The sequence below is a fragment of the Pedobacter sp. genome (assembly GCF_040513095.1).
Classification (GTDB): Bacteria; Bacteroidota; Bacteroidia; order Sphingobacteriales; family Sphingobacteriaceae; genus Pedobacter.
In genome coordinates, this window is the sequence record NZ_JBEVDX010000009.1 from 1 (window position 1) to 13,893 (window position 13,893).

Consider the following 13,893-nt stretch of genomic DNA (forward strand, 5'->3'; position numbering starts at 1 on the left):
ACGCTCAGATGGAACCATGAGTTTAACCCGAAGCTTTTCTCGAACACCTCGGTCGTCTACAGTGATTATCAATACAATATCGACCTGGAAAATAACCGGAGTTTTGAAGCACATATCAGTTCGCAGATCAAAGACTGGAACCTGAAACAGGAATTCAGCTTCTACCCGGATACAAAAAACACCTGGAAGATGGGGCTCAATTCTGTGTACCATACCATCAGGCCGGGAGAGTACAGTGGCGATCTGACCCTTACAAGCCAACCCGATACCCATAGCTGGGAAAACGGTATATACCTGAGCAACGAATGGAAAGCATCCGGCAGGCTGAAAATAGAATACGGACTCAGGTTGAGTGCTTTCTCGGTGCTTGGGGGCGACAATAACTTTTATAACCTGAATACAGCAGGCGGCATCACTGATACCCTTCACTATACAAAGGGAAAGATCGTTAAAACCTACTTCAATCTGGAACCGCGCTTTTCAGCTGCTTACCAGCTCAATGACCTCTCTTCGTTAAAGGCTGCTTACTCGAGAAACACGCAGTCGCTGCATCAGTTGTCGAGCTCCGCGACCAGCAGTCCAACAGATAAATGGGTTGCCACCAACAACATTATCCGGCCGGAAATCGCCGACCAGTTTGCTCTGGGCTATTTCCGGAACCTGAGTGAAAATGCTTTTGAATTCAGTGCTGAAGCCTATTACAAACGGATGCAGCATCAGGTAGATTACCGCGATGGAGCAAACATCAGGAGCAACGATGCTATCGAACCTCAGTTACTGTTCGGCAGGGGCAGGGCTTACGGACTGGAACTTTTACTGCGGAAGAAGACAGGCCGGCTTATGGGATGGATAGGTTATACCTTGTCGCGCTCCCAGAAACAGATTGACGGGATCAACGGGGGAAGCTGGTACAATTCGCGTCAGGACCGAAGCCACGATATTTCGGTAGTAGGCATTTATGAACTGAATAAGAAATGGTCTCTCTCATCCACCTTTGTGTATTATACCGGCAATGCGGTATCTTTCCCCAGCGGGAAATATTTTATGGATAACCAGGTTGTTTTTTTATATACCAAACGCAATGCTTACAGGATGCCGGCCTGCCACCGCTTAGACCTTAGTGCTACCTGGAAACTGAAGGAGCGTAAAACGTTCTCTTCTGAACTTGCTTTTGGCCTGTACAATGCATACGGACAGGAAAATGCCTATGCCATCACCTTCAGGCAGAACGCCAGGGACCCTTCCAAAACTGAGGCGGTACAAACATCTTTGTTTAAATTCATACCATCGGTAACCTATAACTTTAAATTTTAACGCCATGAAGTTCAATTTTGCTTACCTCACCTTTTTATTGCTGCTGCTTTGCAGTTCCTGTGAAAAAGTGATTAACGTTAATCTGGATGATTCTGAGTCTCAGATTGTAATCGAAGGGGAGATTACTGCCGCTAAAGGGCCATACACCGTGAGGGTTTCCGAATCAAAAAACTTTGCTGACAACAATGATTTTCCGGGCAGGAGCGACGCAGTGGTAACAATCAAAGATCTGACTACCGGAATATCTGAAACGCTTAAATACTCCGGCCTGGGTAATTATCAGACTTCAGTTTTACAGGGAACGGGTGGCCGTTCTTATCTGCTCACGGTCATACTAAGCGGCAAAACTTATACAGCTACCTCATCCATGCCGCTGAGAGGGCTGAGGATTGACAAACTCTATGCTTCGGGTTCATCCCTTGATAATGAGGATGTTTTTATGGTTCCTGTATTCAGCGATCCGGTAGGGAAAGGGAACTACTACAGGTTACGGCAATGGCTGAACGGCACAATCATCAAAGGATCCTATGTGCGGAGCGACGAAGCAGCTGATGGCCGTACTTTCGATGGGGAGCTTTGGTACAGCACTGAGCCGGCAGATGGAAACCCGCTCATCAGAAACGGGGATGTGATGACGGTGGAACTGCAGTGTATTGATAAAGGGGTGTACGACTATTTCAGGACTTTGGGAACAACTATTGCCCAGGATGCCTCTACGCCATCAAATCCGCTCAGTAATATCTCCGGAGGTGCTATCGGTGTTTTTAACGCCTGCCGTAGCAATAAATTAACTGTGACAGCTAAATTTTAGAGATTAATTGATTATATTAGAATACAACGTTCTCCTATGAAACCTCTTTTAGTACCAATTATATCTTTCTGTTTACTGAGCAGTTCATGCACAAATGCACAACGTTCTTCCGTTAGTCAGGAGGCCAGTGTTGCTCAGTATAAAGCCGTAAAGGGCAAAGCTGCACCAAAACGCATTTTCCCGGCTAACCCAAGTTTGTTCCGCAACCATTTAGGTGTCAATGCTTTTGAATGGGATTTTTCAGATGATAATCCTTCGGTTATTCCTGAGGCCCGAAAGCAGGTTATGCGCTCATTCGGGGGCATAAGGCATTATATGGATTGGTCAAAGCTGGAAACTGAAGAAGGAAGTTATACATTCAATCCCGTACACTCCGGCGGATGGAACTATGATATGATATACAAATGGGCTAAATCAGAAGGTATAGAAATCCTGGCGGATTTAAAACTGTGCCCCGACTGGCTGGTGGAAACCTATCCTGAGGACAAACGCAATGCTGAAAATGTACCGGCACCCTATGGACTGAACCGCAGTAGCCCCGCTACCTATATCAAACAAGCTAAGGTAGCTTTCCAGTTTGCTGCCAGGTATGGGCATAATAAGTCGGTTCCCGCTGCATTAATGTCTGTGAACACCAAGCCCCGCTGGACGAATGACCAGATAAATTATGTGAGGACCGGCCTCGGTTACGTAAACTATATAGAATGTGACAATGAGCGCGATAAGACCTGGAAGGGACCGGAAGCACACCAGAATGCAGAGGAATATGCTGCAAATATGTCGGCCTTCTACGACGGACATATGGGTAAACTGGGAAAAAATGTGGGAGTGAAAACTGCTGATCCCTCGATGAAGGTGGTGATGGGAGGGCTGTCTGACCCTGATCCGAAATACGTGATAAAAATGATTGATTGGTGCAAAAAGAACCGGGGTTACAAGGCTGATGGTTCAGTAAACCTTTGTTTTGATGTCATCAATTATCATGCATACAATAATGATGCATACTCCAGTGGTGATGCTGAAGTAGGTAAACCACCGGAACTGTCACAGGCGGCCAGGATTGCGGATGAGTTTGTTGCGATGGCAAAGAAATATGCCAACGGGACAGAAGTATGGAATACCGAATCGGGTTATGATATCAATAGCAAGAGTCCACAACGTGCCATCGCCATTGGCGAAAAAACAGCACTGATTACACAGGCCGACTGGATACTGAGGTCTGCATTTTTATATGTAAGACATGGAATAAGCCGCAGCTTTTTTTATATGCTGGACGATGTAGACCCGAACAGTACAATTCAATACAGCAGTGCAGGATTGGCGGAAGGGCATAACAAACGCCCTGTAACTGACTATTTTACACAGACAAAAAAGCTGATCGGCAATTTCCATTTTTTAGAAAATTTAGGTACTGATCCTGTTGTTGATGTTTATGGTTTGAATGGACGGAAAATATTTGTGATGTTTGTACCGGATGAGAGGGACAGGCATGCGGCCTACAAGCTGGATTTAGCCGGAGCCAGCTCGGCCACAGTTTACACTTTGGTTCCGGGAGCGGCACAAATGGAGGCTAAGGTTGTAGCCACTCCAAAAGGGATTTTAACTATCACACTCACAGAAACACCCGTTTTTGTGGAGAAAAATTAACAGGGTAAAAGAATAAATGGATAAGTCGGAAGTAGAATACGTATTGATCACAGTAAAATCGGGAACGGAAGAGGCCCTGAACATCAAAATCTATAAAAATGGTATCCTGGCCAGAAGAGGATGCGGCGGCCTGCCGGGGGTAACGATAGCCGGAATGAGTTTTACACAGGATTCCTCTTATTTTGATCAGCTGATGCAAAGTGTATCACAGCAGATCCTGGACGAAAATATCAATCATGAGGAAGAGATCAAAACAGGTTCGCTGGAATACATTGTTGCATTTTATGGTGTGAGCGCCAATGGCGATCAGGGTGAACGTGCGGAATGGACAAAATCTACAGGATTGCGATTCTTTATGGATGAAGGCACCAGTTTCAGACACAATTTACTGGGGTTTGCGGATGGCTTTGCAATAGAAGCAATGAAGCTGACAAACTCCTGGTACTTTGACGTGGTGATGCTGGCATTGGACGACATGCGTTCTGACGCTCTACCTGAACAAACGCTTGTGAACGCAGCTAAAACCGAAGAGGCATTGGTTAAAGATTTCCAGAGTTATTTTGAGCAGATCAGCAAAAAGGAGCTGCCGGAATTTGTGAAAGGAAAAACTTACAGGGATAACAGCGGACAGCCGCATGAGATTGCGCTGGAGATAGAGGGGCAGTCGATCAGTTACAGGTTTGGCCTTAAAGCCAGCTAATTGAAACACAGTTCATACCGGTATAACATTTTAGATTTATTAACTGAATAGTTTTAGTAAATCATTTCTGGTCAGCGACTTCAGCAAAGAGCCATCGGTTTGAATGAGGTCACTGACCAGCTCCTTTTTCGTCTCCTGCAATTGCATGATTTTCTCTTCGATAGTATCCGGACAGATCAGCCGTACAGCTACTACATTCTTTTTCTGTCCGATACGGTAGCAGCGATCTATAGCCTGGTTTTCTGCTGCGGGATTCCACCAGGGATCAACCAAATAAACGTAATCTGCCTCCGTAAGGTTCAGTCCTGTACCACCGGCCCTGAGGCTGATAAGGAAAACACGCACATCCGGGTTGTTCTGGAAATTATCTACCTTGCGTTCCCTGTTTTTGGTCTGTCCTGTAAGGTACTCAAAAGGAATATCCTTTGCTTTCAGTTCCTTTTTGATCAGGTCAAGCATGGAAACAAACTGCGAAAACACCAGTATCTTATGCTGAGGGGAGTGGCTCTCAATTTCCTCCAACAGCGTATCTATTTTAGATGAAGCCAGCCCATGCAGCAGGTTGTCACCCAGCAGGGAAGGGGAGTTACAGATCTGCCTCAGCTGTGTTATTCCTTTGAGCACGTGCAGCGTATGTTTGGGGAGATCCTCTTCCTTTTCGCCCGTCAGGAAACGGACATATTCGTTTTTACAGGCATCGTAGGCATTTTTTTGCTCTGTGCCCATTTCACAGTAGATTACCATTTCGGTTTTATCCGGCAGTTCAGCGGCAACTTCCTTTTTTGTCCGGCGCAGCACAAAAGGGCTTACCTTATTTTTAAGTGCGATTGCGCGGGTGTTATCTTTAAAGATATCAATTGGCTTAGAGTAATGGTCCCTGAAAAACTGTTTGCTGCCCAGCAGACCGGGACAGGCAAATGATAACTGCCCGTAGAGGTCGAACGTATTATTTTCTACTGGTGTTCCCGTCATTGTAATCTTGTTGCGTGACTGCAACAGTCGCACGGCATTATAACGCAGTGAGTCCGGATTTTTAATCGTTTGTGATTCGTCCAGGAAGATATAATTAAAGTGATACTTTTTGAGCCATCCGATATCATACAGCAGCGTACCGTAAGAAGTAAGGATAACCTCATACTCTTCAAACATACGTATATCCTTTATCCTGTCTGCACCATAGACAGTATGTACTTTCATATCCGGTGCAAATTTGGCAATCTCTGCCTGCCAGTTAAAGATCAGCGTAGTGGGTACAACCACGAGATTGGTATTCTGATGTTCTTTTTTGCGTTGCGACAGGATAAAAGCGATAATCTGTATCGTTTTTCCTAATCCCATATCATCTGCCAGACAGCCTCCAAAGCCAAACTCATCCAGGAAATTGAGCCAGTTGAGCCCTTCCTTCTGGTAGTCCCGCAGTTCCCCGTTCAGTTCTGCGGGAACTTCCAGCTGTCCGATCTGTTTGAAATTCTTAATCCTCGTTTTGTATGCTGACAGTTCCATCCTGACTTCGGCCGATAAAACCTCCTCTTCGTACATTTCAGCAATACCTGAGAAATTCACTTTCGGCGTGCGCAGGGTGTCTTCCACAATTTCTGCAGCAGTAAAATAGGCCGTAAATTTATCAATCCAGTCCTGCGGAAGGATGCCCATGGTACCATCTCCCAGCTGGATAAACCTGTTTTTGTTCCTGATCGATTTGTGCAGGTGTTTAAGCGAAACTTTCTGTGTACCGAACCTGACTTCGAAAGTAGTGTCAAACCAATTGAGGCCACTCTTTACTGCAATACTTATTTTTACGGGATGGGGATTGATATTGTTGCCTTTCAGTTCATTGAAGCCCAGTACGGTAATCTGCTGATCGCGCCATTCTTCAAATACTGACAAAAACCAACCTTCATCCAGAAAGCGCTTTTTGTGAAGATACAGAGCATCCCCGTCCAGCTGTTCCGAAAAATGGGGGTGCTGCCTGCTCAGCATGGTGATAAACCTGAGTTCATCCTCTTTGTTGCGCCCCACCGAAAAGATATTGCCCGACTGATCTGTGGCATAAATCTGCCTGCGGGATAAAACGGGGATCTCTACTTTGCCGTATTTCATCACAGGAGTAATCAAAACATAGTTTTCTGAATCTGAAAGATAGATGATCTTTTCTATGGAATGATCAAAATCACTATGTTCCAGTTGCTCTGCTGTAGCGGGTTTCAGATAGGAGTAGGTTACATTGATCCGGTGCTCCAGTTTAGAGATGATATCTTCCTGAAAAACACTGAATCTGGATTCGTGGATCACCAGGTGATTGTTGTGCTGCCTGAAGAATTCTATCACCTTCAGGAAGTCGGCATTATCAATCAGGTGCATCACTCCACTATATAATATAAAATACCTGTATATGATATTCAGCAATTTCAGGTCATATGCCTTGCCATCCAATACTATTTCGCCTGTGATGGTATAAAAGCTTTTCTCCAGTGATACATACAAATTGATGTCGGTTTTCTGGTGCTTAACCTTCACCGGCTTTGCTGAACTGACTGTAATATTTTGGGAAACCTTTGCATCATGATAATAAACAGCAAGCTGCAGCGGGTTTTTAACCAGCGCCTTCAGGCCTTCGATTTCAATTTCAGGTTTTTCTGACTCATAGTTTTGCTGAAACCTGCTGACTGCTGTATAAAATTTCAGTTCATCAATATTTTCGGTGGACCAGAGGTAATCCATCGGATTTAAGTCCTTCAGCGGATTTTTCAGTTTCCCGTTGCCCGTGACCGTGGCTTCCAGCAGATCGGCCTGGAAATGCGTATAGTACCTGTGCTGCTTCAGTACCAGTATCCTTGTTTTGCTTTCGTCCTGGTTTTTTAGCCAGGGGCTTGGGTTTGCGGGAAGGAGCAGTTCCTGTAAATGCTTGTTTTTCTCCCGGGTTACAGGTAACAGGTCTTTAACCAGGCATACGATCTCGTATTTTTTACGGACATATGCTACACCAAAAAACTTCTCCGGTCTTTTTTCATTCTCCAGTCCGTAGGCCACTGCAAAAGCCCTGATTTTCTCCAGTCTCAGTTGCTCATCAAAAAATATACGGATTTCCTGTCTGCTCATCAGGTTGAACAATACACGGACCTGATGTTCGCACATCAGCTGTTTATCTGCTGCACAGCGGCAGGAGAGGATCAGGGTATCCTGATGCTGGCGTATACTTACCTGCGGAAACCTGATCTGGCTGTCGGTATCTGTAAAGGCGGCAAAGTCAGTGGAAATGTTTTCAGGATGAAGATCAAGGTAAGCTTTGACGGTACTATCTACCAGTCCGGCGCTGCGTCTGAGTATCTCAACAGTGCTCAATTCATTGATTTTGAAATCATTCCAGATAAAAGTATCGGGATTGTATTTTGCAGGTTCAGATGAATCGGGCTTGTTTGACATGGCTTGGCAGCTAAGATAGCCCTTTCTGCCGAATGCTTAAAATCAGGAGCTGAATATTATTTTAAAATAAATACTACTATTTAAGTAGACATTATTATATTTGCTGTCAGTCGGGAATTTAAAGATTGTTGCCTTGCTGTAAACAGCAATGTTGGTAAAGATTGGTTTTAATTCTTTTAAATAGTCATGTGGCCGAGTGGTTAGGTATGGGTCTGCAAAACCTTTAACGGCGGTTCGATTCCGTCCATGACGTCAGCTGTCCATTGACAGAAAGATATTAGATTTTTGGTTAGATCTAAGTTTTGTTTTGTTCATACCCCAGACCGGATAGTCTGGGGTATTTTTTTTTGAATGATAACTAACCGTAAAGTTTCGTTCACCACGGTAATCTGTATGTTCACGTAATATAATTTGATAAATGTGATTACTTAGCTACGTTTACCGCATGCTTAGTTTCAGCAAGTGCAGCTAAAAGAACTTGTCTAAAATTTCGCTCTCAAATTGGTGTGTTTGATATACTGGAGGGGACAACAATCCCCTTCAGTTGTATTTGAAATCCCTTTTCTAACCAAAAAATCCAACTATTGCCGGTATTCCCAAATCGGGGTATAATCTTGTTCTGATGAATCGCATCAAAAGATCCCTTAAATTATAAAACTGATTGTGACGGAGTCATTGTAGTAAATTATTATCAGTTCATTTGCCGGAATTGGAGAATATTGTATGTTTTTCAAGACTCCCGGCAAGCAAAACTGTAGGTTGTGCCACATATAGATGTATTAGTTTTTGACAATTTGCTTTTGTTGACGTTTTTGGCATTATCACTAGACAATTGGGCTGTTTTGGTATGTGCTTTGTAAATATTCAGGTATCTAACTTGAAAAACAAAAATATGAGCACCAACGACTTCAACTACCAGCTTTACAGCTACAAAGACTCTCTGCACTCGTTTGCAATCTCTTTTACAAGAGATGTTGAAGACGCAAACGACTTGGTTCAGGACACGATGTTAAAGGCAATCAATTACTCTACCCATTTTAAAGAGGGAACTAATTTTAAAGCCTGGCTTTACACCATCATGAAAAATACCTTCATCAACAATTACAGAAGGGCTACCAAAACCAATTCTATCATGACTGTAACTGATGAGATAACTTCAGATAAACTGCACTACAGTGCAAGTGTAAATGATAGTGACGGTAAATTTGTGATGGAGGATATTTATAAAGCATTATCAAAATTACAACCCGAATATTATATTCCTTTTCTGAAATACTTTGAGGGCTTTAAATACTATGAGATTGCAGAGCAGCTGGATATTCCAATAGGAACAGTGAAAACAAGGATACATGTAGCCAGGCAATTGCTTAAAAAAAGTCTGAAAATGCATTATCAGACCGTTTTACCTAAAGTTGCTTAGCTGCCCCTAAAGTAGCTTAGCTGCCGGCCAAATGCCCGATAAAAGATGATCAGCGCTGATATTATAGTTTTATTTGTTTACCATTGTGTATTCTTTTGAACTATAACCCGCCACCGTAAATGTATATTACAAGACTGGATGCACACCATAAACTGCTGATCTCTCTTGTATCAGCACTGATCATCTTCTTTACCGTCCACACGAAAGTTTCTTTTAACACGAGTCTCGTGATTACCTGGATCACCTTCTCTGTAGTGATGCTTGGGCTTTACTGGTCTACCATCCTCACTACTCATCCGCTGGAGATGAAAAAGATTGCGAAGGTGCAGGACAGTAACCGTACCCTGATTTTTATGTTTGTGCTGGCCGCTGCTTTAGCGAGCTTGTTTGTAGTGATCCTGTTATTGAGTTCCACAAAACAACTCAGTGGAATGGAACTGTCGATGCATGTATTCCTCTCAATAGCTGCTGTGGTTTGCTCCTGGGCTTTAGTGCATACCATATTTGTATTCCGCTATGCACACCTGTACTATGAAAATGCGCCCGGGCTAAAAGATGCTGAAGCTTCAAAATATACAGAGGGGCTGGAGTTTCCGGAAGAGAAGGAGCCCGATTACCTTGATTTCACTTATTTTTCTTTTGTGATTGGCATGACCTTCCAGGTATCTGATGTAGAAATCAGTTCCAAGCGTATCCGGCGTCTGGCCTTGATGCACAGCCTTGTTTCTTTTGCATTTAACACAGTGATTGTGGCGCTGAGTATCAATATTATCTCCAGTCTGATCAGTAAATAAGGATTACTTCCGGCCCGACCGGCCGGATATACCCCGGTTCCTGACAGAATTGTCTGTACCGAATATTTCAATAAGGAGGAGGACAGCCCCTTCGCTCAGCGATTCAAAATCTACTTCTTCCAGATCAGACAGTGCAAGGCCGTCACGCATGTGCAGCAGGCGGTGCTCCACTTCAAAGGCACCTGAAATCACAAAACTTAACAGTCTGCTGTGTTTGTTCCGCAAATGATAAACCCCTTCAGATCTTCCTTTAAACCTTCCGATATTGATACAGAATGTTGTTACCGGCGAACATAACCTGATCAGCTGGTTGTCATCCTTATCCAGGTCAAAGTTGTACAGCCCGGACAGGTCCAGGTTACGTTCAGCTTTGACACAGATCTGAAGGTAATTGATCGTATCGTCCTGGTAAGGGTTGGAGAGCAGCACAGTTGATTTTCTGGGCAGGCTGAAGATTCTTAATTCTCCTACACCGATGCTGAGTTTCGCAGTCTCGGAACTGCTGTACTCCAGATCGCCGGTAATGGGCAGCAATATCATATAAGATGCCTGTCTGATTTGTATGGTCACCGAGCCTGTACCGGCAAGCTCCTCGTCATTCAGTACGAAAAGTTTCGACAAATTGAATTTGTGTGTGTTTTCATGAGCCCCGTAACTGAACGTACTGAATGACCGGTGGACGTCTGACTGCCGTATTCTGCGCTGATCAGAGAGGAATATTTTTGCTGGCAGTTGCCTGATCATGGGATAACTTTTAAGGAATGGACAGATAGAAAAGGTACCAGCTGTACAAGGTCAGTCAGTTCAGGCTTGCTGGCATCATGCTGTGAGACCAGGAGGTAATTGCCTAAGGTATCATGCCAGATCAGGGGTTCTGAGTAAAAGGTGATTGCAACCTGGTGAGCAGCACGCTGATGAATATCTGAATTGATGATCTCAAAGTGAAAGTTCTTAAAATTCAGGAACTTATTTCCAAGGATATTATGGATGTCCGGGATTCTTTCATTCAGCTGCTGTAAATACTCGATGCAGGCGGCACTGACCAGGAAGTGTAACTTTCCGGCATCGGGTACCTGCTGGCTGAGCTGTGCAAAAGAAGTATATTTCTTTTCCTGGTTATAATACTGGGACTGCATCAGGAACTCCGTATAGGTATCGTTGAAAACAAGCTGTTCCCAGATGCCTGTGGATTTGGCATCTATGATTTTACGATAGCTGAGATTAATGATCCTTACAGACATTCTTTTCGATTAAGCTGGTACACTGACATTCATTGTCAGGGCAAAACCGGTAGTAACGCTTCCGGTTACTGTAGCTATTTCTATTCCGGCTGTATCATCACTGAACACATTATCCTTTGCGTTGTAAGTATAGCCGGTCATTCCTTTGGCATAGCCGTTTACAGCAAGTACTGCACTGCCCGTAACTTCAGGGAATGCGATTTGGGTAACTTTTAGTGAGGTACCTGAGGCATTATATATATGCACGTGGATATGGGTTGCCCTGCCGCTATACCATCCCGGAAAGATTGAGGTAAAGCTCACCAATCCGTTTGCATCCGTTGTCTGCCGGCCGCGCAGGAAATGCAGGGTCTGGTAGTTGGTGCTCTGCATGCCGCTGCCTCCATATTCAGAATAGTTACCTTCTGCATCGCAATGCCAGATATCTACGATCGCCCCTGATATAGCTGCACAGTTACTGTTACTGTTTCCGACTGTGATCTTTATTGATAAGGCATAGCCTGTGCGCCCGTTGGTGATATCAGATCTTACATAGGAGGCTGGTACTTTTGTAGGAAATGGCCCTTCAGTTTCTGTAGGAGCCAGGTTACATCCGGATGCTGATCCTGATGCACCTGTGCCGGGTGTACCAGAAGTTGTTGTGCTCTCTGCTGAACCATCGCTTTTAGAACAGGCGTCAATAATGATAGGGGTAGAAAATGCACCGATCATCAAACTCTTTAAAAACTTTTTTCTTTCCATGTTGGTGTTGCGCTTAGATGAGTTAAATATAGGCTGCAGTTTGCTGCTGGAAATGCAAGTATCGGTTGATAGTGAGTTTTTACCGATAAATTAAAACCATTTATATATAGCGGTGTTAAATGGTAAAAATTAAAAAAATCTATCCTATGACTCACATTCGAAATTTTGCCCTTTTGGGCGGCATAGCCTTATCTATAGTTGCCTGCAGCCCATCAGCAGAAAAGAAAGACGGAACCACAACTTTATCATCAGATACTGCAATTACTACTGTATCTGATGACCAGGTTAAAAATGACTCATCAAGTCTGCAGCCTGCTGAAACAGCGTTTATTCAAAAAGCCGCAATTGGCGGAGTAATGGAAGTTGAAATGGGAAACCTCACTACCCAGAAAAGCAAGAGCCCGAAGGTTCTGGCCTTCGCAAAAAGAATGATCACTGATCATACTGCAGCAAACAAGGAACTGCAGCAGATTGCCGAAAGCCTGGGCGTGAAAGTTCCTGAGGCGCTGCCATCGGAAGAGCAAAAGCACCTGGCGGCAATGAGACAATCAGAGGCGAACGAATATGATCAGAGCTATATGGACATGATGGTTCAGGACCACGCCAAAACGGTGGACCTGTTTAATGGTGCTACCAAGTTCAAAAATGAAAAACTGAGGGCATTTGCTTTGAAAACCCTTCCGGTACTTCAGCAGCATAATCAAATGGCTATCGGTATTGATTCTGTGATTATGGTAAAAAAACCTGACAACAGAGGCGATGATTTGCCAAATGTTGACAAGAAACATAAAAATTAGGCTATTATTTACAGTTATTAAGGAGAAGCACATAGTGTCTCTCCTTTTTTTATTTTTTGTCTGCTGATTATTTCCTATATCCTACGTAATTAACCAAAATTAATTCTGTTTTAATGCGTTTTTAATCCCTTTTTAATCTGGCATACCGTTCTGTCCTGTATAAATCGTTTTTTTGTCAATGAAACACCATAAAAAATTAAGTTATTGCAGTTAACTTCTTGTTAATATTCGCTTAATAGATGACCTTTACTTTCGTACCGTTTTCAATAAAGAAAACTGAGTCATTAAAAACAGCGGATGAAAAAACAATTACTTTTAATTTTATTACTGATTACAACAGTGTGGGGCGGTTCCGCCTTTGCCCAGGGTGTAACAACTGCATCAATCAACGGTGTGGTTACAGATGGAAAAGCACCAATACCGGGAGCTACTATTGTACTTACCCATGTACCTACAGGTACAGTTTATTCGGCTACCACAAGAGCCAATGGCCGTTATAACTTAATTAACGTTAAGGTTGGCGGGCCATATTCATTAAGAATTACATATGTAGGATTCAATGCTTATGTAAGAGACAATTTCAGTCTTTCGATTGGTCAGGATGAAGCTATCAATGCAGAGCTTAGGGATGGCGCGACAGACCTGAAACAGGTAAACGTTATAGGTCAGCAGGGTAAAGTGATTAACTCTTCCCGCACAGGTGCCAGAGAGACTATCACCAGAGCGCAGATCGATGCATTGCCAACCATCAACAGGTCTTTATCTGATTTTACAAAACTTACGCCTTCGGCAAGTTCTACCAGTTCAATGAGTTTTGGTGGAAGAAGCAGCACATTCAACAACATTACTGTTGACGGTGCTTTATTTAATAACTCATTTGGTTTGTCGGGAACACTGGGCGGACAGGCAAGTTCACAGCCTATTTCACTGGATGCCATCGATCAGATCCAGGTTGATCTTGCACCTTATGATGTGCGTCAGGGTTTCTTTACCGGAGCCGGTGTA

At 43.7% G+C, this 13,893-nt stretch carries 12 protein-coding genes and 1 tRNA gene; 9 read left to right on the forward strand and 4 right to left on the reverse strand.

The window, feature by feature from the left end; translation table 11 throughout:
• The 4 genes from ABWY16_RS01245 to ABWY16_RS01260 form a co-directional block, all read left to right on the forward strand.
• The coding region (locus ABWY16_RS01245; protein WP_353902832.1) for a TonB-dependent receptor plug domain-containing protein at positions 1–1,314 on the forward strand (1,314 nt) is incomplete at its 5' end.
• Between the two features lie 4 nt (positions 1,315–1,318).
• Positions 1,319–2,125: a DUF4249 family protein gene (locus ABWY16_RS01250; RefSeq protein WP_353902833.1), complete on the forward strand. Its 807-nt coding sequence runs from the start codon at positions 1,319–1,321 to the stop codon at positions 2,123–2,125.
• 36 nt (positions 2,126–2,161) lie between these two features.
• Positions 2,162–3,772, forward strand: coding sequence for an alpha-amylase family protein (locus ABWY16_RS01255; protein ID WP_353902834.1), 1,611 nt, complete (start codon positions 2,162–2,164; stop codon positions 3,770–3,772).
• Between the two features lie 16 nt (positions 3,773–3,788).
• Positions 3,789–4,472 (forward strand): hypothetical protein, encoded by a 684-nt coding sequence (locus ABWY16_RS01260; RefSeq protein ID WP_353902835.1) that lies wholly within the window; start codon positions 3,789–3,791, stop codon positions 4,470–4,472.
• Between the two features lie 39 nt (positions 4,473–4,511).
• Here ABWY16_RS01260 and ABWY16_RS01265 read toward each other — a convergent pair whose 3' ends face one another.
• The gene (locus ABWY16_RS01265) at positions 4,512–7,895 is read right to left on the reverse strand and encodes a DEAD/DEAH box helicase (protein WP_353902836.1); all 3,384 of its coding nucleotides are present in this window, start codon (positions 7,893–7,895) and stop codon (positions 4,512–4,514) included.
• Positions 7,896–8,077: 182 nt separating this feature from the next.
• On the opposite strand from ABWY16_RS01265, the gene ABWY16_RS01270 reads away from it, so the two are divergent.
• The 3 genes from ABWY16_RS01270 to ABWY16_RS01280 all read left to right on the forward strand — a co-directional run bounded on the left by ABWY16_RS01270 (position 8,078) and on the right by ABWY16_RS01280 (position 10,109).
• Positions 8,078–8,148 (forward strand) — tRNA-Cys (locus ABWY16_RS01270).
• A gap of 639 nt (positions 8,149–8,787) precedes the next feature.
• Positions 8,788–9,315: an RNA polymerase sigma factor gene (locus tag ABWY16_RS01275; protein ID WP_353902837.1), complete on the forward strand. Its 528-nt coding sequence runs from the start codon at positions 8,788–8,790 to the stop codon at positions 9,313–9,315.
• Between the two features lie 119 nt (positions 9,316–9,434).
• Positions 9,435–10,109, forward strand: a complete 675-nt coding sequence (locus ABWY16_RS01280) for a DUF1345 domain-containing protein (protein ID WP_353902838.1) — start codon at positions 9,435–9,437, stop codon at positions 10,107–10,109.
• 3 nt (positions 10,110–10,112) lie between these two features.
• Here the strand turns inward: ABWY16_RS01280 and ABWY16_RS01285 are convergent, their stop codons facing one another.
• The 3 genes from ABWY16_RS01285 to ABWY16_RS01295 are packed head-to-tail and all read right to left on the reverse strand — an operon-like array spanning position 10,113 to position 12,091.
• Positions 10,113–10,853, reverse strand: coding sequence for a pirin family protein (locus ABWY16_RS01285; RefSeq protein ID WP_353902839.1), 741 nt, complete (start codon positions 10,851–10,853; stop codon positions 10,113–10,115).
• Positions 10,850–11,350 carry a hypothetical protein gene (locus tag ABWY16_RS01290; RefSeq protein ID WP_353902840.1) on the reverse strand — a complete coding sequence of 167 codons (501 nt, stop codon included), beginning with the start codon at positions 11,348–11,350 and terminating at the stop codon, positions 10,850–10,852. The genes ABWY16_RS01285 and ABWY16_RS01290 overlap by 4 nt, the downstream gene beginning before the upstream one ends.
• Before the next feature lie 9 nt (positions 11,351–11,359).
• Entirely contained in the window at positions 11,360–12,091 is a 732-nt protein-coding gene (locus tag ABWY16_RS01295; protein WP_353902841.1) for a dioxygenase family protein, read from the reverse strand.
• Positions 12,092–12,237: 146 nt separating this feature from the next.
• On the opposite strand from ABWY16_RS01295, the gene ABWY16_RS01300 reads away from it, so the two are divergent.
• Together ABWY16_RS01300 and ABWY16_RS01305 are read left to right on the forward strand one after the other, a co-directional pair.
• Complete coding sequence (locus tag ABWY16_RS01300; protein WP_353902842.1) at positions 12,238–12,888, forward strand: DUF4142 domain-containing protein; 651 nt, start codon at positions 12,238–12,240, stop codon at positions 12,886–12,888.
• 297 nt (positions 12,889–13,185) lie between these two features.
• The coding region (locus tag ABWY16_RS01305; RefSeq protein WP_353902843.1) for a TonB-dependent receptor at positions 13,186–13,893 on the forward strand (708 nt) is incomplete at its 3' end.